We start from the raw sequence: 16,725 nt of genomic DNA, 5'->3' as shown, positions 1-16,725 counted from the left end.
GGGATGTTCGCAAGCCGGTCAGGCGACCGTCTTGGACAAAAACGGAAGCAGGGCCGCCAGCGTCGCCGCCGGATTCTCCTCCGGCAGGAAATGGCCGCTGTCGATCGCCCGGCCCTCGGCCTGTGGCGCGAAGGTCTCTCGCCAGACCTGCAGCGGGCTCGCGCCCTTGGCCGGGATGCCGGCCACGCCCCAGAGGATCAGGGTCGGGCAGAGGATGTGCTTTCCGGCCGCAAGATCGGCCTGGTCATGCGCGGCATCGGTGGTCGCCCCCGCGCGATAATCCTCGCAGGCGGCGTGGATGCGGGCCGGGTCGTTGAAGGATTCGCCGTAGGCCTTCAGTGCCAGCGGCTCGAACAGGTCGAGCGATTTCGCCCGCGTCCAGCTCGCGATGGTGTGGTCGAGCCAGCCCAGCGGATCGGCCTTGATCAGGTTCTCCGGCACGGGCTCGGGCTGGGCCAGGAAGGTCCAGTGATAGACCTGCATGGCGCGCGCCGCGCTCATGCCTTCCCACATCGAGACGGTCGGCAGGATGTCGAGCAGCGCCAGCCGCTCGACGCGGCCGGGGTGGTCGAGCGCCAGCCGATAGGCGACGCGCGCGCCGCGATCATGCCCGACCACGGCAAAGCGCAGATGCCCGAGCGCCTGCATCACTGCGACGATGTCCTCGCCCATGCCACGCTTGCTGTAGGTCTGCGTGCCGCCATCGCCATGCGGTGCCGCCGACCAGCCATAGCCGCGCAAATCCGGGCAGACGACGGTACGCGTCTTCGCCAGTTCACCGGCGATCCTGTGCCATTCGGCATGGGTCTGCGGGAAGCCGTGGATCATCACGACGGGCGGCCCCTCGCCGCCGACCCGCGCGAAGATCTTGCCGACGGGACCGTCGATCCAATGGGCCTTGAAGCCGGGGAACAGGCTGTCGAGATTGCTCATGGACGCGGAACTCCGATAGCGAAGGCGGAGACGATGTCGGTCTGGCTGAAATCGCTGCCCTTGTAGAGCAAGGGTGCGTTCAGGGATTTGGCAAGAGCGTAGGAGAAGCAATCGCCCAGATTGAGCTTGGCCGGGTGACGGCCCTTGCCGAAGCGGAGGAAGGCTTCGGAAGCCAGGGCTGATTGTTCTGGATCGACCGGTTGTTGTTCGATCGCCAGAGTCTGCAGCGCTCCTGCCAGATCTGCGACGCCAATACTCGCGATGCGCGATGTCAGGACCATGAAAGTCTCGACGAAGGTAACGCCAGAGCAGTAGCTGACGGGCCTCGCATCGAGCAGGTCGGAGAAGGCCGAGGCCTCGGCCTCCTCCGTCAAGATCGCGACGATGGCGGAGCTATCGACGACGAGGGGGCCTTGCGTCACGAAGGCAGGCCGTTCTCATCGTAGCCGATGATCTCGTCGTCAGTTCGCGGGTCGTCGACATGATTGGCGCGGAATTTGGCCAGGATCGCTTCAAGCCGGACCCTGTCGACCGAACCGGAGCGGCGCTCTTCGGCAGCCGGTAGCTTTGCCAATCGCTCTTCGGCCGCAATCGTGACGGCCTCGGCGATCGTCTCGCCCGTACGGCGGGCAAGCTCGCGCACCGCACGATCGGCGCGGGCGTTCTTGATCATCAACACCATGGAACGCCTCCCGTATATATCGATCTCGCATCCATATATACGCGAGGCGCCGGCTTGTCAGCCTTCGCGCTCGCGCTTCACTGCCTGCCAGCCGATGTCGCGGCGGCAGAAGCCCTCCGGCCAGTCGATCGCATCGACCGCCGCATAGGCCCGCGCCTGCGCCTGCACCACCGTCTTGCCGAGCCCGACCATGTTGAGCACGCGCCCGCCGCTGGCGACGATGCCGGTCGCATTCTGCTTCGTGCCGGCATGGAAGACGAGCACGCCGTCGAGCGCCGCCGCCTTGTCGATGCCGCGGATGACGCTGCCGGTTTCCGGCTTGGCCGGGTAGCCGCGTGCCGCCAGCACCACGGTCAGCGCCGCCTCGTCCGACCAGTGCAGCTCGGCGGACCAGAGCCTGCCGTCGCAGGCCGCGAGCAGCGCCGGCACGATGTCGCTCGTCAACCGCGGCATCAGCACCTCGCATTCGGGATCGCCGAAGCGGACATTGTACTCGATCAGCTTCGGCCCCTGCGCCGTGATCATCAGTCCGGCGAAGAGCACGCCGGTGAACGGCGTCCCGCGCTGGGCCATGCCGGCCAGCGTCGGCCGCACGATCTCGTCCATGACGCGCGCCTCCATCGCGGGCGTCATCACGGGGGCCGGCGAATAGGCGCCCATGCCGCCGGTATTGGGGCCGGTATCGCCGTCGCCGACGCGCTTGTGGTCCTGCGCCGAGGCGAGCGCCAGCGCATGCGCGCCGTCGCAGAGCGCGAAGAAGCTCGCTTCCTCGCCGATCATCCACTCCTCGATCACGACCTCGGCGCCGGCCGAGCCGAGCCCGCCCGCGAACATCATGTCGATGGCCTCGTTCGCCTCGGCCAAGGTCTCGGCCATGACCACGCCCTTACCGGCGGCGAGCCCGTCGGCCTTGATCACGATCGGGGCACCCTGGCTGGCGACATAGGCCTTGGCGGCTGCGGCGTCCCGGAAGCGGCCGAAGCCGGCGGTCGGGATGCCGAATTCGGCGCAGAGTTCCTTGGTGAAGGCCTTGGAGCCTTCGAGCTGGGCGGCGGCCTTCGACGGGCCGAAGACCTTGATGCCGGCGGACGTGAGATCGTCGACAATGCCGTCGACGAGCGGACCCTCCGGCCCGACCACGACGAGGCTGATGCCCTGCAGCGTGCAGAAGGACGCGACCGCGCCGTGATCGGCGATGTCGAGCACGACGTTCTCGCCGCACTGCGCGGTTCCAGGATTGCCCGGCGCGACATAGAGGCGCTTGCAGAGCGGCGAGCGGGAGATCGCCCAGGCGAGGGCATGTTCGCGACCGCCCGAGCCGATCAGAAGGATGTTCATCGTCGTCTCCTTGCGTGCGGACATCCGTCCACCTTTGTCATCCCGGGCGACCGGAGGGAAACCCGGGATCCATTCCGGAACGGTTCCGGCATGGATCCCGGATCTCCGCTTCGCTCCGTCCGGGATGACCCGCACAGGTTCCGGAACTGGGATCAGAAGGCGGCAATAGCGGTCGAGCGCGAGCGGAGCAACGCTTCTGCTCGTCCGGCCACGTCGCTATGGTCCCTTCATGGACAGCGAATCGGATAAGCCCGTCGGCAATGCCCCGGAATGGTCGGTCTCCGACCTCTCGGGCGCGCTCAAGCGCACGCTGGAGGATGCCTTCGGCTTCGTGCGCGTGCGCGGCGAAATCTCGGGCTATCGCGGGCCGGTCGGTTCCGGCCATGTCTATTTCTCGCTGAAGGACGCCAACGCCAAGATCGACGCAGTGATCTGGAAGGGCGTCTTCGGACGGCTGAAGACTAGGCCCCAGGAAGGGCTGGAGGTCATCGCCACCGGCAAGATCACCACCTTCGCCGGCAAGTCGAGCTACCAGATCATCATCGATTCGCTCGAGCCCGCCGGCATCGGCGCGCTGATGGCGCTGCTTGAGGAGCGTCGCAGGCGGCTCGGGGCCGAGGGCCTCTTCGCGCCCGAGCGCAAGCAGCTCATCCCCTACCTGCCGCGGGTGATCGGCGTCGTCACCTCGCCGACGGGCGCCGTCATCCGCGACATCCTGCACCGGCTGGAGGATCGTTTCCCTCGTCATGTCCTGGTCTGGCCGGTCAGGGTGCAGGGCGAGACCAGCGCGGCCGAGGTCGCCGCCGCCATCGCCGGTTTCAATGCCTTGCCCGAGGGCGGGCGCATCCCGCGCCCCGACGTCATCATCGTGGCGCGCGGTGGCGGTTCGCTCGAAGACCTGATGGGCTTCAACGAGGAGGTCGTGGTGCGTGCCGCCGCGGCTTCGCTGATTCCGCTGGTCTCGGCGGTGGGCCACGAAACCGACGTGACACTGATCGACCACGCCGCCGATCTGCGTGCGCCGACGCCGACCGGCGCAGCCGAGAAGGTCGTGCCCGTGCGGGCCGAACTGATGGCGACGCTGGCCGACCTCTCGCGCCGCCAGGCGGGCGCGATGCGCCGCCTGTCCGACCGTCGCCGCAGCGATCTGCGCGCGCTCGCCCGTGCCCTGCCGGGGCCCGAGGCGGTGCTCTCCGCTCCGCGCCAGCGGCTCGATCTCGCCGCGACGCGGCTGGCGCCGGCGCTGGCCCGCAACGCCCGTGCCCATGAGCAGCAATTGGGGGTGGCTGCTCGCAGGCTCATCGATCAATCGCCGCGCAGTCGACTCGCGCGGCTCAAGGCGGAAATCGCTGGCTATGGGCGCGTGCTGGCGCAGGCACGCATGGCCGCCCTCGCGGCCGAGCGCAGGCGGATCGCCGAAGCGCGGCGCAGGCTCGACGAATTGGGTGAACGCAGCAGGCGGCTGTTCGCGAGCGCGCTGTCGGCGCGGGCGGACAAGCCGGAGCAGTTGATCGCCAAGGCGCTGCGTGCTTTCGCGCAGCAGGTCGCGCGCGGGCGAGCATCGCTGGACGCGCGGTCATCGCTGCTGGCGTCGCTCGGTCCGGACGCCGTTCTGGCGCGCGGCTATGCGCTGGTGCGTGATGAGGCCGGCGCGCTGGTGCGTGGTACGGGGCAGGCGCGGCCGGGACAGGCCCTGAGCGTGCAGGTCAGCGACGGACGCTTCGGCGTTCTGGTGGCGGGAGGCGGCGAGACGCCACCGCGCCCCGCGCGGCCGTTGCGGCGGGAGAACCCGACGGCAAGGCAGGGCGATCTGTTCTGAGACCGGACCGGCTCAAAGCACCTTGAAAAACCTCAAAGCCCCTTGAGAAATGCCTTCACCCGCCTGATCGCGTCTTCGCGCGCGGCGGGATTGGTTCCGACCGTCGCCTTGCCGGTGCCCGTCGCGGAATAGGCGATGTCGCTGCGCTCCTTCACCTCGAGCCGCGGGTGGTCGAAATCGTGCAGGGCGCCGTGATAGACGACCAGATCGACGGTCTCGCCACGCGCCTGCGCGGCCTTGGCGAGATAGTCGCAGGGTGCGGCTGGGGTCCAGTCGTCGGCATCGCCCATCAGGATCAGGAGGGGCAGCCGCGCGGCGAAGCTGCTCGACTCCAGTTGCAACCGGCATCCCGGATAGAAGGCGATGCCCCGGGCGAAATCGGGCCTTTCATCGGCGGGCCGGCGATCCTTGCGGATGGCGGCGAGAACCGTCGAGCCACCGCCGGACCAGCCGAGCAGGGCAACCTTGTCCGGCCGGATATCGCTGCGCGACTGCAGCCAGTAGCGCGCCGCGGCGGCATCGGCGACACGTTCCCGGCTCGCGCGCACGGTCAGTTCCTTGACCCCGCATTGCGAGCCGAGTTTGCGGGAGCCGTAGCTGTCGGGCATCAGCACCGCGAAGCCCTCCTGCGCCAGGCGCTCGCCCCAGTCCGAATGCCGCATCGAGAGCTTGCCGCTGTCGCGCCACAGGCCGCCGCAACCATGCAGTGCGACGACCGCGGGAAACGGCCCCGGCCCCTGCGGCAGATAGAGAACGGCATCGAGGTCGGTATCGTAGCTGGGAACGCGCACGCGCTCGTAGCCGCCTGCGAGGGCAGCGGTCGTCACGAGCGCAAGCCCGATCAGGGCTGCGGCGAGGCGCACGAGGCTGGACATCATCGACGGGAACGCTATCACGAAGTTGGATTATCTCGACAATCGCTCTTCGATCAACATTTTAGACAAATCGTCATGAACATCAGCGAACGCCTCCCGATGCCCGGCCCCGAAGCCGCCCTCGATTATGGCCATGGCGAATTCCGCGTCGTGCGGCCCGGCGCCTTCGTGCGCTGCGCCGTGACCGGGGCGCCGATCCGGATCGAGGACCTGCGCTATTGGTCGGTCGACTGGCAGGAGGCCTATGCCTCGCCCGAGGCCGTGCAGCTAAGGCTGCGCCGGGCCAGCCGCGCCTGAACGCGCCGTCAGGGCGGCGGCGATCGTTGCCGCGATCCGCTCCGGCTGCGTGAAGAGGAGCGTGACCGGCACGGGCAGCAGGCGGCCGCGCTCCGCATCGGGCCAGAGCGGCCCGAGCTTCACCATGTCCTTCTCCGTCGTGGCGACCAGGCAATCCAGCGCGCTTGCCTCCGCGACGAGCGCCGCAACCTCCGCCGCCGAATAGGCATGGTGGTCGCCGAAGGCTCGTTCCGCGATGATCCGTGCCCCGGCTTCCCGCAAGGTGGCGGCGAACTTGGCCGGCCGGCCGATCCCCGAGACCGCCAGGACCGCCTGTCCCCGAAGCCGCGCGACGGCCTGGGGCGCGGGCTCCAGCCGTGCCTGCATCACCGCGATCCCGCGCGCCTCGGCTGCCGCCGCGACGGCTGCTCCGGCCGCGCCCGCACCGATGACGAGCACCGCGTCGGTCTCCCCCAATTGCCCGGCCAGCGGGGCTCGCAGCGGTCCGGCCGGCAGGCAGTGGCCGTTCCCGACCCCGGTTGCGCCATCGACGACGGCGAGCCGCAGCCGCTTGGCAAGGGCCGGATTCTGCAATCCGTCATCCATCACGATCACGCTTGCGCCGAGCGCCCGTGCCAGGGAGGCGCCCGCCGCCCGGTCGCGCGCCACCACGGTGCGCGCGTGCTGGGCCATCAGCAGCGGCTCGTCGCCGACGGCACGCGCCGCGTGATGCGAGGCGTGGACCTCGACAGGGCCGGCCAGCGCCCCGCCATAGCCGCGCATCAGTACGAAGGGCGTTTCGCCCCGTCGTGTCAGCAGTGCCGCCAGCGCGATCGCGGTCGGCGTCTTGCCGGCGCCGCCCGCGACGAAATTGCCGACGCAGATCACCGGGACGCCGACATCGACGCCGTGGCGACGCATCCGCCGCAGCGTGATCGCGCCATAGAGCTGGCCGAGGGGGGACAGGAGCCGGGCGAGCACGCCGGGCGGCCGCCACCAGAAGCCCGGCGCGCGCATCAGGATGCGGCGTCGCGCTGGCCGAGCGCCACGCGCATCAGGAGAGGTTCCAGAGCCTGCATGGTCCGGCCCAGGGCGCCGCCGAGCTGGGCGCTGGTCTGCGCCGCCGCACGTGCGGCCTGCCGCGCGCTCGCCGGGTCGCTCAGCCAGCGATGCACGGCGCCCGCCAGCCCCTGCGCATCGGCGACCTGGCGCGCGCCGCCGTCCTGGTCGAAGGCGGCGAAGATGTCGGCGTTGTTGTGCACGAAGGGCCCGTGCAGCAGCGCGCAGCCGAGCTTGGCGGGCTCGATCGGATTGTGGCCGCCGATCGCCGGTACGAGCGAGCCGCCGAGATAGGCCACCTGCGAGAGCCGGTAGAGCAGTCCGAGTTCGCCGACCGTATCGGCGATGTAGAGTTCGACATCGCGTTCCGGCATCTCGCCGGCGGCCCGCCGCGCGACGGCGATGTCGTTGGCCTGCGCCAGCGCCTCGATCTCGACGCCGCGCTGTGGATGGCGCGGGGCGATGATCGTCAGCAGGTTCGGCAAATAGGGCTTGATCCCGAGATGGGCGGCGATCACCTGCTCTTCTTCGCCCGGATGCGTGCTGGCGGCGATCCAGACCGGCCGGCCGGTGGTGAGCCCGTCGAGGATCGCCAGCGTATCGGCATCGGCCGGCGGCGCCGGCACGTCGAATTTGAGATTGCCGGCGACGCTGACGCGCGGCGCACCGAGCTGTGCCAGCCGCTCCGCATCGCCGCGCGACTGCGCGAGACAGGAATCGAAGCAGGACAACAGGAAGCGCGAGGTGCGCGGCGCCTTGTACCAGCGCGCGAAGGAGCGCTCCGACATGCGGGCATTGACCAGCACCATCGGCACGTCGCGCCGGCGCGCTTCGATCAGCAGGTTGGGCCAGATCTCGGATTCGCAGATCAGTCCGAGATCGGGGCGCCAGTAGTCGAGGAAGCGCCGCATGTAGCGTGGCACGTCCAGCGGCAGATACTGGTGGATGACGCCGGCGGGGAGCCGCGCCGCGAGCAGTTTGGCCGAGGTCACGGTGCCGGAGGTGACGAGCACGGTGAGGCCGCGCTTCTGCAGCCTCGCGACCAGCGGCAGCAGCGTCACGGTTTCGCCGACACTCGCGCCATGCAGCCAGACCAGCGAGCGGTTCGGCCGCCTGACGCCGGGATAGCCGCGGCGCTCGGCGAGGCGGGTCGGGTCCTCCTTGCCGCGCCGCCGCCGCCAGACCAGCAGCCCCGCCGCGACGGGCTCGAGCAGGCCGGTCAGCACGCGGTATCCGGTCAGGATCGGGCCTTTGCCCATTACGACACGCTGCCGGTCGCGGCGAGGTGCGCCTGCCGCAGTCCGGCGCCGGGATCCTGCGCCCCGACCAGCGCATAGGCGCGGGCATGGACGGCGTCGAGCCCGGCCTCGAGCGCGAGCCTCGCCGCCTCGCAGGTCGCCTCGTCCGCCTCGCGGGCGACATGGATGGCCTCGCCGACGACGATCGCGCCGCGGCCGAAGGGCAGGCCGATCGAGGCCCGGTCCCAGCTCTTGAAGTCGATGCGCCGGCTGGTCACGACCGCGATCGGATGCACCGGCCGGCCCGAAGCCCGCGCGAGCTGGATGATGCCCGGCCCGGCGATGCGCGCGCGCTTGGGAATGTCGGCGGTCAGCACCATGGTCTCGCCCGCCGCGAGCCGCCTGACCATGGCGAGGAAGGCGCTGGCGCCGCCCTTCTCGCGGATCTTCTTGCCGAGCGCGCCTGAGCCGCGGATCGCACCGATGCCGAGTTCGCGCAGGGCGACCGCGTTGAAGCCGCCATCGCCATGGCGCGAGACCAGCGAGCAGGCCGGCATCCAGTCCGGCCGCGAGAACGGGATCATGATATGCTGGCCGTGCCACATCGCGATGATCAGCGGCAATTCGGGGCGGACGCGCTCATAGATGTCGGCCGGTTCGACCACGAAACGGTTCGTGCGCTGCACGAGACGCAAGTAACCGGCGAGCAGCCGGCCGAGCGCTTCCTGCGCCACGCGCGTCTTGAGGATCGAAAAGCCCATGACGTTTGCGTCGGAGCCTAAACTGTCTCGGGATCGAGCAGGCGGTGCAGATGCACGATGAAATAGCGTGTCTGCGCCTGGTCGACGGTCGCCTGTGCCTTCGCCTTCCAGGCGGTGTGCGCGGTCGCGTAGTTCGGGAACACGCCCACCACGTCCAGCTTGGCGAGATCCTTGAAGGTCACGCCTTCGAGCGAACTCAGCTCGCCGCCGAAGACGAGGTGGAGAAGCTGCTTCTGTTCTGGTTCCGCGGCCATGAATCCCTCCAGCACGAGCGGTCCGGTTCGGGAACCGCGCGGCACCAGTTAAGCCATCCGCGCGCCGTGTGCGAGTGCCGAACGGCGCAGTCGCGTGCAACCTACCGACAATGTGGGCAAAAAGCCGTCAGATGCGCTGCGGCTGTCCGTCGCGCATGCGTTGCATCGCCGCGAGCAGCGGCTCCGACAGCCCGCCGCCACTGGCGATCAGCATGCCGTGGACCGGCGTCTCGCGGTTGTAGACCACCGTCTCTCCGCTGCCGCCGCTGAGCCGCCCGCCCGCCTCCTGCAGGATCAGGTCGGCCGCCGCGAGGTCCCAGTCGCGCGCATCCGCCGAGATCAGCCCGGCATCGATCGTGCCGTCGGCGATCCGCGCCAGCCTGAGTGCGAGCGAGGGGATCTTGTCGGCGGGTTCGAACGTTTCGATCCGCGCCAGCGCATCGAGCATCGGCTTGGGGCCGGCGATGCGGGCGGCGTCGAGGGTCGTGGTCTGCGAGGCGGCGATGACGGCGCCGTTGCGCTGGGCACCGCCGCCGCGCAGGGTCTGGTAGGTCGCGTCGCAAGCCGGAGCGTGGACCACGCCGAGGATCGGCTCGCCCTCGTCGAGCAGCGCGACGCACACGGCCCAGTCCGGAGAGCCGCTCATATAGGCACGCGTGCCGTCGATCGGATCGACGACCCAGACGAAGCGGCGCGACAGCCGCAGCGCGTCGTCGACGGTTTCCTCCGACAGCCACGCCGCTTCCGGCAGCAGCGCCGAAAGGCGGATGCGCAGGAAGGTGTCGACGCCGATATCGGCTTCGGTGACCGGAGAGCCGCCACTCTTCGACCAGGTCCGGGCGGCGGTCTTCGCGCCGGGCCGGAACAGGTCGACCGCGATCTCGCCGGCCTCCAGGCAGCTTTCGCGCACGGCTCTGAGCAGATCCGGGGCAATGGGTAGTGGGGGCATGCTCATGCTCGTTCCATATCAAGCGCGGGAGTCGAAAATGCCTCCGCGCACCGAAAGATTCCGTCAATCATCATGCATGAAACAGGCCATTGGGGCCATTGGAAGACCGAAAACACCCTCCTTTAACCCAACCGCTTAAGTGCTCGGAGAGGCCTGCGACGCAATCTCAGCCGGCAAGCACGAGAGCCCCGGACTTCACAGAGGGCTCGGTTGCGGCAGGGATTAGAGAGAGGCGTTAAACCGATGGCCAGAGTCACGCCGGCCGCCGGGGAGTTCGGTTTCTTGCCGAACGCTCCCGGCGGCGCGACCGACCCCGCGACCGTTCCGCGAAACCCGATGCCGGCGCAGCCGGATGCCCCCCGCATCGAGCGGATCGGCTCCGTGCGCATCCTGCGCGGCGGTGCCGGCTGGCGTGGTATCGCTTTGCGGCTGGCGAATGCGACCGGCGACGATCAGATCTTCCAGCTCGCGCTGACGGCCGGCGACGGCCGCTCGATTGCCGTTGCGACGGTGGATCAGGACGATGCAGTGGCGCTCTGGCGCGATTGCGGCCGGGCCAGCGGCCTGCCGCTGCTGCTCGAGACCAGCGATGGCGAGGTTTCCGAGCCCTTCCCGCAATTCGGCCGGCTCGCGCTCGGCCCGATCCGGATCAGGCGCCGCCACGGCTTCCTGAACGGCCGTCGCCCGCGCTTCCTGATGCGCCGCAAGACAGGCCGGCTCGCCGAGCGCCCGGTGGTGGTCGGCGGCGAGAGGCTGACGGACTAAGTCTGAAGCGCGTACCGGCCGAGCGCGTCGAGCGCGAAGCCGGCCGCCAGCAAAAGCCCGGCGTGCCAGTTCGAGCGGAACAATGCGAGCGCGACCGGCGAGGTCGCGCCCTTGAGCCTCGAGACCTGCCAGCCGAGATGCCCGGCAAAGGCAGCGAGACCGGCGAAGGCAACAGGCCCGGCGCCGGCCGTCCAGGCCGCGAGCCCGGCCAGCGCCACCGCGAGCGCAAAGCACAGCGCGATCGCCTCGCGGCCATGCTCCCCGAAATAGCGCGCGCTCGACTTGATGCCGGCGATGACATCGTCCTCGATGTCCTGCATCGCATAGATCGTGTCGTAGCCCACCGTCCAGACCACCGCGGCGGCATAGATCAGATAGGCCGGCGCATCGAGCCGTCCGAACACCGCGCTCCAGCCGAGCAGCCCGCCCCATGAGAAGGCGAGGCCGAGCACGAATTGCGGCAGGTTGGTGATCCGCTTCATGAACGGATAGACCGCAACGATCAGGAGCGAGGCGATGCCGGCCAGGATCGTGAAGCGGTTGAACTGCAGCAGAATCAGCAGGCCGACGAATGACAGCCCGACCATGAACAGGGCGGCGGCCTTCGTCGTGATCTGACCGGAGGGCAGCGGCCGGCCGCGCGTGCGCGCGACCTGCGCATCGAGCTTGCGGTCGATGATGTCGTTGAAGGTGCAGCCGGCGCCGCGCATCACGATCGCGCCGATCAGGAACAGCACGCAGTGCCACGGATCGGGAAAGGCGCGTCCGGACGAGATGGCCGCGAGCCCGGCCGACCACCAGCATGGCAGCAGCAGAAGCTGCCACCCGATCGGCCGCTCGATCCGGGCGAGCTTGAGATAGGGCCGGAGCCGGTGCGGCGCGCGCGTGTCGACCCAATGGTCGTTCAGGGCGTCGGGCAAGGGAGCGTGAGGCTGGGGGGCGTCGGGCAAGCGAGCGTCGGGCAGGCGGGCATTCTGCCCCGGTCCGTGTGAAGCAGGCACAGGGGCGGGCGTGGCTGTCACGACAGGGGCTTAAAGCGCGCCCTGGGGAACGCGCATGCCGCCGCCGGTGATCGCATCGCCACCGCTGAACGGGTTGCTGCTGCCGCCGCCCTGGGCCTGCTGCTGGGCCTTGCGCATCATCTCGGCCTGCTGCTTCACCGCGTTGCAGGCCTGGTTGCGGATGCCGGCGGCCTTTTCGTTGTCCGCCTTCATGCCCTCGATGAAGGACGGCGGAATCTGGCACCAGTCCTGATTGTCGGTGGCGAATTTCACGGTCGTCGCGCCGTTGCTGACGAGCCGGCCCATCGTGCTGCAGGCCTGCTGCGGGGTCAGCTTGCGCTTGGATTTCTGCGCGGAGTTCAGAGAGGCGACGAGCGACTGCCGCTCCTGCAGGAGCGTCTGCATCTTCTCGCAGCCCGAGGCCTGCGCCTGGGCGGGAGCGGCGTCGAGGAACGCGGCCGCTGCGAGGCCCATCGTCGCGATCACTCCGGAAGCCATCCTTCGCCGCATTATGTCCTGCTCCGAATTGCCTGCGCGGGCGCTTGCGCCCCTCCGCGATTTCCTTACCAGCAAGGCCGTGTTAGCGCCAAGGACCATTGCGAGTCCATGCGTTGCCTGCCGGCCGGGCTTGCCGATAGGCCGGGATTGTGGCGGTTTTCGCGCCGGGCGCCCGCCACCGTCGCGATGTCAACAGGCGCGCGGCCCAGTCGCCGCCGCCCGCAGGAGGCCTTGCCGCCCATGTCGAGTCCCGATTTCGCCCGCTACCGGCTGTGTCTGGAGCCTGGACTTACGGAGGGCACCCGGCTGCCGCTGGAGCGCGAGCAGGCAAACTACCTGCTCAACGTGCTGCGCCTGAAGCAGGACGACACGGTCCTCGTCTTCAACGGGCGCGACGGCGAATGGCTCGCCGCGATCACGGTCGAGGGTCGCAAGCAGGCGAGCCTGACCGTGCTGAGCCAGACGCGTCCGCAGCCGCAGGCGCCCGACCTGCATTATCTCTTCGCGCTGCTGAAGCATGCCCGCCTCGACTATATCGCCCAGAAGGCGGTCGAGATGGGGGCAGGAATCATCCAGCCCGTGCTGACGCGCCGCACCCAGGTCTCGCGGCTCAATCTCGACCGGATGCGTGCCAATGCGATCGAGGCGGCCGAGCAGTGCGGGATTCTGACCTTGCCCGAGATTCGCCCCGAGCAGGCGCTCGATGCGGCGCTAGATGCGCTCGAACCCGGCCGGCTGCTGGTCTTCTGCGACGAGGCGATGGCGCAGGAAAGCCCGGTCGCGGCGCTCTCCGGCCGCGAGCCCGGGCCGCTCGCGGTGCTGATCGGCCCGGAGGGCGGCTTCGACGAGGCCGAACGCCGCCGCATCCTGGCCCGGCCCGCGACGCTCGCGATCTCGCTCGGTCCACGCATCCTGCGGGCGGATACCGCCGCGGTCGCGGCGCTGGCGCTGGTCCAGGCGGTGCTCGGCGACTGGCCGCGCGGATAGGCACGGGAGGATAGGCACGGAACGTCGCCCGGCCTCGGGCGTTTCCCGCTCGTGCCGGGGGCCGCATTCTCGACTCATTCGGGGGCAGTCTGGCGCACCGGCCTCGCGGCCGGGTCGCGGGCGATTCATTGCCCGCATGTCTGAAGCGATCCGCCCCAAATGACTTGCCGGATGAGGATGATGCCATGAACGAAGCCTGCCGCTTCGGAATCGAGGAAGAGTATTTTCTGTCGGATGCCGGCAGCAGGGGCATCGTCCGCAAGGTCTCGCCGGCTTTCATCAAGGTGGCGCAAAAGCAGTTTCCCGACGAGGTCCAGCGCGAGATGCTGCAATCGCAGATCGAGGTCGCGACCCCGGTCTGCGACTCGATGGATCAGGCGCGCCGTTCTCTCATGGCGTTGCGGACCGGGCTGGCCGGTCTTGCCCTCGAACACGACATGCTGCTGCTCGCCTGCGGCACCCATCCCAGTGCCGCCTGGTCGCGCCAGCGTGCGACGGACGCCTCCCGATACGACACGCTGATGCGCGACCTGCAGATGCTGGGCAGCCGCAACCAGCTCTGCGGCCTGCACGTCCATGTCGAGGTGAAAGACGAGGACGAGCGCATTCGGCTGATGGCGCGGATCATGCCATTTCTGCCGCTGTTGCTGGCGCTTTCGACCTCCTCGCCCTTCTGGCAGGGCCGGCGCACCGGGCTTATGGGCTATCGGCTCGCCGCCTATGGCGAACTGCCACGGACCGGGCTGCCCGAGCTCTTCACCGATCCGGACGATTACCGCGCCTATATCGAGACCATGGTCGCGGCCGGCGCCATCCGGGATGCCAGCTACATCTGGTGGGCGATCCGCCCTTCAGACAAGCACCCGACGCTGGAACTGCGCATAGCCGACAGTTGCACCCGCCTGGAGGATACGCTTGCGATCGCTGCCCTCTATCGCTGCCTTGTCCGCCATCTGCTGCGCCGGCCGACGCTGAACGCGGATCTGACGGCGGCCTCGCGCGCCATCGCGGCGGAAAATCTCTGGCGCGCCCAACGTTACGGCATCCATGGCGGGCTGGTCGATGCCGAGAGCCGCAGCATGCGCGGCGTGCCCGGCCTGCTCGACGATCTCGTCGCAGAACTCGCCGAGGACGCAGCCGCGCTCGGCTGCCGGCCGGAACTCGACGCCTGTCGCCAGATCGCCGGGGCAGGCACCAGTGCCGATGTCCAGCTCGCGGTCTATGAAGAGGCGCGCACCCGCGAGGGCGGACAGGCCGCGGGTCTTTCCGCCGTGGTCGACTGGATAGCCTCCGAGACGAGGCTCGACCGCCCCGGCTGGGACCTGGAGGAGGCGCGTCGGCGCGGCGCTGCCTGAGACAGGTCGGCCCCGCCCTGCGTCGACCGTTCGTCGATTGTCCGCCAACGCGCAGCGGAGGTCGTTGTCGAGCGTTCGCCGCTCGCCTATGTCTGGCGCTCCTGGAGCCTGATCCCCTGCGCGGCAGCGCGCGGGCGGAAGCCTGGCCGCCTTGTTGTTCTGCCGGAGCGCCCATGGCTCGCGATGTGTCCGATTCGACCCCGATCGGTTCCAAGGACGAACTGATGTCCTGGATCGCCGCTGGCGAGAAGCCGTCCTCGGCTTTCCGTATCGGCACCGAGCACGAGAAATTCCCGTTCTATCGCGACGATCTTTCGCCGGTTCCCTATGAGGGGCGCCAAGCTGCCGAGGGTCGCCCCGGTGCCGGCGGCATCCGCCATCTTCTCGAGGGCATGCAGGCAAAGCTCGGCTGGGAGCCGATCGTCGATGCCGGTCACATCATCGGTCTCGCCGGCCCCGAGGGCGGCGGCGCGATCTCGCTCGAGCCCGGCGGCCAGTTCGAACTTTCGGGTGCGCCCGTCGAGACGCTGCACCAGACGGCGGCCGAACTCGCCGAGCATCTCGCCGACGTCAAGGTGGTTGCGGCGCCGCACGGCATCGGCTTCGTCTCGCTCGGCCATTCGCCGCTCTGGACGCGGGCGCAGACCCCGGTGATGCCCAAGGGCCGCTACAAGATCATGGCCAACTACATGCCGAAGGTCGGCACGCGCGGCCTCGACATGATGTTCCGCACCTGCACCGTCCAGGTGAACCTCGATTTCGCGACCGAGGCCGACATGGTCCGCAAGCTTCGGGTCTCGCTCGCGCTGCAGCCGCTGGCCACCGCGCTCTTCGCCACCTCACCCTTCACGGAAGGCCGGCTCAACGGCTTCCAGTCGACCCGCTCCGAGATCTGGCGCGACACCGACAAGGCCCGCTCGGGCATGATCGCCTTCGCCTTCGACGAGGGCATGTCCTACGAGGCCTATGTCGACTGGGCGCTCGACGTGCCGATGTATTTCGTCAAGCGCGGCGACACCTATCACGACGTCGCCGGCGCCTCCTTCCGCGACCTGCTCGCCGGAGAGCTGGCGCAACTGCCGGGTGAGAAGGCGACGATCTCCGACTGGGCCAACCATCTCTCGACGCTGTTTCCCGAGGTCCGGCTCAAGCGTTTCCTCGAGATGCGCGGCGCCGATGCCGGCCCGCCCGAGATGCTGAACGCGCTGCCGGCCTTCTGGGTCGGTCTGCTCTATGATCAGGCGGCGCTGGATGCCGCCTGGGATCTGGTCAAGGGCTGGAGCGATGAGGAGCGCCAGGCGCTCCGCGATGCCGTCCCGAAGGCAGGCCTGTCCGCGATGGTGGCCGGCCGCAGCCTGCGCGAGATCGCCCGCGAGGTGCTGGCCCTGTCGCGTGCCGGCCTGGTGCGCCGGGCCCGTCGCAACGGCGCGGGCGCGGACGAAACCGGCTTCCTCGATCCGCTCGACGCGATCGTCTCCGCCGACCGCACGGTCTCCCAGAACCTGGCAGAGCGCTATCGCGGCGCCTGGGGCGGCGAGATCGCCCCGCTGTTCCCGGAGTTGGTCCTGTAAGCAGATTGCTGTCTGCCTTCAGCGTCGCTGCGCTCGGTTCAGGGCAAGAACAGCGCGTGGCGCCCGGACAAGGTCGCTGCTGCTGAGCCTGACGGCCCCGCTCGAAAAATGCGCAGCTTTTGAAGGATTGCGGATTTCGCGTTAACGTTTTGGCGGCAGTTGCGCTCTATGGTCCTGCCCATGCGTCAGATGACTGCCCTTTTTGTGAGTTTTGTCCGCGACGAGCGCGGCGCGACAGCCATCGAGTATGGTTTCATCGCCGCGCTGATGTCGATTGCGACGATGACGTTCATGGCCCAGATCGGCGTCAGGGTCAGCGATCTGACAGAGGGCGTCATGGAAGGCCTCCGCTGATCCGGCGGCT

General features: G+C 69.1%; 19 protein-coding genes. 7 read left to right on the top strand and 12 right to left on the bottom strand.

Annotated elements, in window-relative coordinates; genetic code table 11:
• Nucleotides 1-18: 18 nt before the first annotated feature.
• From C8D03_RS02625 to purD, 4 genes are read right to left on the bottom strand one after another with little or no spacing between them, the layout of a single operon-like run.
• Complete coding sequence (locus C8D03_RS02625) at nucleotides 19-933, bottom strand: alpha/beta fold hydrolase (RefSeq protein WP_108044876.1); 915 nt, start codon at nucleotides 931-933, stop codon at nucleotides 19-21.
• Nucleotides 930-1,355: a type II toxin-antitoxin system VapC family toxin gene (locus tag C8D03_RS02620; protein ID WP_108044875.1), complete on the bottom strand. Its 426-nt coding sequence runs from the start codon at nucleotides 1,353-1,355 to the stop codon at nucleotides 930-932. The genes C8D03_RS02625 and C8D03_RS02620 overlap by 4 nt, the downstream gene beginning before the upstream one ends.
• Nucleotides 1,352-1,615, bottom strand: a complete 264-nt coding sequence (locus C8D03_RS02615) for a type II toxin-antitoxin system VapB family antitoxin (protein ID WP_108044874.1) — start codon at nucleotides 1,613-1,615, stop codon at nucleotides 1,352-1,354. The genes C8D03_RS02620 and C8D03_RS02615 overlap by 4 nt, the downstream gene beginning before the upstream one ends.
• Before the next feature lie 57 nt (nucleotides 1,616-1,672).
• The gene (gene purD, locus C8D03_RS02610) at nucleotides 1,673-2,953 is read right to left on the bottom strand and encodes a phosphoribosylamine--glycine ligase (RefSeq protein WP_108051116.1); all 1,281 of its coding nucleotides are present in this window, start codon (nucleotides 2,951-2,953) and stop codon (nucleotides 1,673-1,675) included.
• A gap of 229 nt (nucleotides 2,954-3,182) precedes the next feature.
• Here purD and xseA point away from each other — a divergent pair, with 229 nt between their 5' ends.
• The gene (xseA, locus tag C8D03_RS02605; RefSeq protein ID WP_108044873.1) at nucleotides 3,183-4,772 is read left to right on the top strand and encodes an exodeoxyribonuclease VII large subunit; all 1,590 of its coding nucleotides are present in this window, start codon (nucleotides 3,183-3,185) and stop codon (nucleotides 4,770-4,772) included.
• A gap of 32 nt (nucleotides 4,773-4,804) precedes the next feature.
• On the opposite strand, the gene C8D03_RS02600 is transcribed toward xseA, so the two are convergent.
• Nucleotides 4,805-5,650 (bottom strand): dienelactone hydrolase family protein, encoded by an 846-nt coding sequence (locus C8D03_RS02600; RefSeq protein WP_248308324.1) that lies wholly within the window; start codon nucleotides 5,648-5,650, stop codon nucleotides 4,805-4,807.
• 72 nt (nucleotides 5,651-5,722) lie between these two features.
• Here C8D03_RS02600 and C8D03_RS02595 point away from each other — a divergent pair, with 72 nt between their 5' ends.
• Entirely contained in the window at nucleotides 5,723-5,944 is a 222-nt protein-coding gene (locus C8D03_RS02595) for a DUF2093 domain-containing protein (protein ID WP_108044872.1), read from the top strand.
• On the opposite strand, the gene lpxK is transcribed toward C8D03_RS02595, so the two are convergent.
• From lpxK to C8D03_RS02570, 5 genes are all read right to left on the bottom strand, one after another.
• Nucleotides 5,915-6,940 (bottom strand): tetraacyldisaccharide 4'-kinase, encoded by a 1,026-nt coding sequence (lpxK, locus tag C8D03_RS02590; RefSeq protein ID WP_108044871.1) that lies wholly within the window; start codon nucleotides 6,938-6,940, stop codon nucleotides 5,915-5,917. The two genes, C8D03_RS02595 and lpxK, sit on opposite strands and share 30 nt — an antisense overlap.
• Nucleotides 6,940-8,241 carry a 3-deoxy-D-manno-octulosonic acid transferase gene (locus C8D03_RS02585; RefSeq protein WP_108044870.1) on the bottom strand — a complete coding sequence of 434 codons (1,302 nt, stop codon included), beginning with the start codon at nucleotides 8,239-8,241 and terminating at the stop codon, nucleotides 6,940-6,942. Before C8D03_RS02585 ends, lpxK begins: the two co-directional genes overlap by 1 nt.
• The gene (locus C8D03_RS02580) at nucleotides 8,241-8,981 is read right to left on the bottom strand and encodes a lysophospholipid acyltransferase family protein (RefSeq protein WP_108044869.1); all 741 of its coding nucleotides are present in this window, start codon (nucleotides 8,979-8,981) and stop codon (nucleotides 8,241-8,243) included. Before C8D03_RS02580 ends, C8D03_RS02585 begins: the two co-directional genes overlap by 1 nt.
• A 17-nt stretch (nucleotides 8,982-8,998) precedes the next feature.
• Complete coding sequence (locus C8D03_RS02575; protein ID WP_108044868.1) at nucleotides 8,999-9,235, bottom strand: DUF4170 domain-containing protein; 237 nt, start codon at nucleotides 9,233-9,235, stop codon at nucleotides 8,999-9,001.
• Between the two features lie 127 nt (nucleotides 9,236-9,362).
• Nucleotides 9,363-10,184: a 3'(2'),5'-bisphosphate nucleotidase CysQ gene (locus tag C8D03_RS02570; protein WP_248308323.1), complete on the bottom strand. Its 822-nt coding sequence runs from the start codon at nucleotides 10,182-10,184 to the stop codon at nucleotides 9,363-9,365.
• A 243-nt stretch (nucleotides 10,185-10,427) separates the two neighbouring features.
• Here C8D03_RS02570 and C8D03_RS02565 point away from each other — a divergent pair, with 243 nt between their 5' ends.
• Nucleotides 10,428-10,949 (top strand): DUF6101 family protein, encoded by a 522-nt coding sequence (locus C8D03_RS02565; protein WP_108044866.1) that lies wholly within the window; start codon nucleotides 10,428-10,430, stop codon nucleotides 10,947-10,949.
• On the opposite strand, the gene ubiA is transcribed toward C8D03_RS02565, so the two are convergent.
• Both ubiA and C8D03_RS02555 read right to left on the bottom strand, forming a co-directional pair.
• Nucleotides 10,946-11,899: a 4-hydroxybenzoate octaprenyltransferase gene (ubiA, locus tag C8D03_RS02560; RefSeq protein WP_108044865.1), complete on the bottom strand. Its 954-nt coding sequence runs from the start codon at nucleotides 11,897-11,899 to the stop codon at nucleotides 10,946-10,948. The two genes, C8D03_RS02565 and ubiA, sit on opposite strands and share 4 nt — an antisense overlap.
• Nucleotides 11,900-11,980: 81 nt before the next feature.
• Nucleotides 11,981-12,436, bottom strand: coding sequence for a hypothetical protein (locus tag C8D03_RS02555; protein ID WP_108044864.1), 456 nt, complete (start codon nucleotides 12,434-12,436; stop codon nucleotides 11,981-11,983).
• Nucleotides 12,437-12,688: 252 nt separating this feature from the next.
• Between C8D03_RS02555 and C8D03_RS02550 the strand changes: the two genes are divergently transcribed.
• The 4 genes from C8D03_RS02550 (at nucleotide 12,689) to C8D03_RS02535 (ending at nucleotide 16,715) form a co-directional block, all read left to right on the top strand.
• Entirely contained in the window at nucleotides 12,689-13,435 is a 747-nt protein-coding gene (locus tag C8D03_RS02550) for a 16S rRNA (uracil(1498)-N(3))-methyltransferase (RefSeq protein WP_108044863.1), read from the top strand.
• A 185-nt stretch (nucleotides 13,436-13,620) separates the two neighbouring features.
• Nucleotides 13,621-14,790, top strand: coding sequence for a carboxylate-amine ligase (locus tag C8D03_RS02545; protein WP_108051112.1), 1,170 nt, complete (start codon nucleotides 13,621-13,623; stop codon nucleotides 14,788-14,790).
• Between the two features lie 173 nt (nucleotides 14,791-14,963).
• Nucleotides 14,964-16,361 (top strand): glutamate--cysteine ligase, encoded by a 1,398-nt coding sequence (locus tag C8D03_RS02540; protein ID WP_108044862.1) that lies wholly within the window; start codon nucleotides 14,964-14,966, stop codon nucleotides 16,359-16,361.
• A gap of 189 nt (nucleotides 16,362-16,550) precedes the next feature.
• A complete protein-coding gene (locus C8D03_RS02535) occupies nucleotides 16,551-16,715 on the top strand; it encodes a Flp family type IVb pilin (protein ID WP_108051110.1) in 165 nt (54 codons plus the stop codon).
• Nucleotides 16,716-16,725: the final 10 nt, after the last annotated feature.

It is taken from the genome of Bosea sp. 124, from assembly GCF_003046175.1.
GTDB lineage: Bacteria > Pseudomonadota > Alphaproteobacteria > Rhizobiales > Beijerinckiaceae > Allobosea.
The sequence above is the reverse complement of the archived record's forward strand: the minus strand, read 5'-3'. Positions and strand labels throughout refer to the sequence as shown.

What these genes read in the sequence shown, in the direction of transcription:
- C8D03_RS02565 (WP_108044866.1), top strand. Translation starts at nt 10,428, where the DNA reads ATGGCCAGAGTCACGCCGGCCGCCGGGGAGTTCGGTTTCTTGCCGAAC.
- C8D03_RS02600 (WP_248308324.1), bottom strand. Translation starts at nt 5,650, where the DNA reads ATGATGTCCAGCCTCGTGCGCCTCGCCGCAGCCCTGATCGGGCTTGCG.
- C8D03_RS02570 (WP_248308323.1), bottom strand. Translation starts at nt 10,184, where the DNA reads ATGCCCCCACTACCCATTGCCCCGGATCTGCTCAGAGCCGTGCGCGAA.
- C8D03_RS02545 (WP_108051112.1), top strand. Translation starts at nt 13,621, where the DNA reads ATGAACGAAGCCTGCCGCTTCGGAATCGAGGAAGAGTATTTTCTGTCG.
- lpxK (WP_108044871.1), bottom strand. Translation starts at nt 6,940, where the DNA reads ATGCGCGCGCCGGGCTTCTGGTGGCGGCCGCCCGGCGTGCTCGCCCGG.
- C8D03_RS02625 (WP_108044876.1), bottom strand. Translation starts at nt 933, where the DNA reads ATGAGCAATCTCGACAGCCTGTTCCCCGGCTTCAAGGCCCATTGGATC.
- xseA (WP_108044873.1), top strand. Translation starts at nt 3,183, where the DNA reads ATGGACAGCGAATCGGATAAGCCCGTCGGCAATGCCCCGGAATGGTCG.
- C8D03_RS02540 (WP_108044862.1), top strand. Translation starts at nt 14,964, where the DNA reads ATGGCTCGCGATGTGTCCGATTCGACCCCGATCGGTTCCAAGGACGAA.
- C8D03_RS02595 (WP_108044872.1), top strand. Translation starts at nt 5,723, where the DNA reads ATGAACATCAGCGAACGCCTCCCGATGCCCGGCCCCGAAGCCGCCCTC.
- C8D03_RS02580 (WP_108044869.1), bottom strand. Translation starts at nt 8,981, where the DNA reads ATGGGCTTTTCGATCCTCAAGACGCGCGTGGCGCAGGAAGCGCTCGGC.
- C8D03_RS02585 (WP_108044870.1), bottom strand. Translation starts at nt 8,241, where the DNA reads ATGGGCAAAGGCCCGATCCTGACCGGATACCGCGTGCTGACCGGCCTG.
- C8D03_RS02575 (WP_108044868.1), bottom strand. Translation starts at nt 9,235, where the DNA reads ATGGCCGCGGAACCAGAACAGAAGCAGCTTCTCCACCTCGTCTTCGGC.
- C8D03_RS02615 (WP_108044874.1), bottom strand. Translation starts at nt 1,615, where the DNA reads ATGGTGTTGATGATCAAGAACGCCCGCGCCGATCGTGCGGTGCGCGAG.
- C8D03_RS02550 (WP_108044863.1), top strand. Translation starts at nt 12,689, where the DNA reads ATGTCGAGTCCCGATTTCGCCCGCTACCGGCTGTGTCTGGAGCCTGGA.
- purD (WP_108051116.1), bottom strand. Translation starts at nt 2,953, where the DNA reads ATGAACATCCTTCTGATCGGCTCGGGCGGTCGCGAACATGCCCTCGCC.
- C8D03_RS02535 (WP_108051110.1), top strand. Translation starts at nt 16,551, where the DNA reads ATGACTGCCCTTTTTGTGAGTTTTGTCCGCGACGAGCGCGGCGCGACA.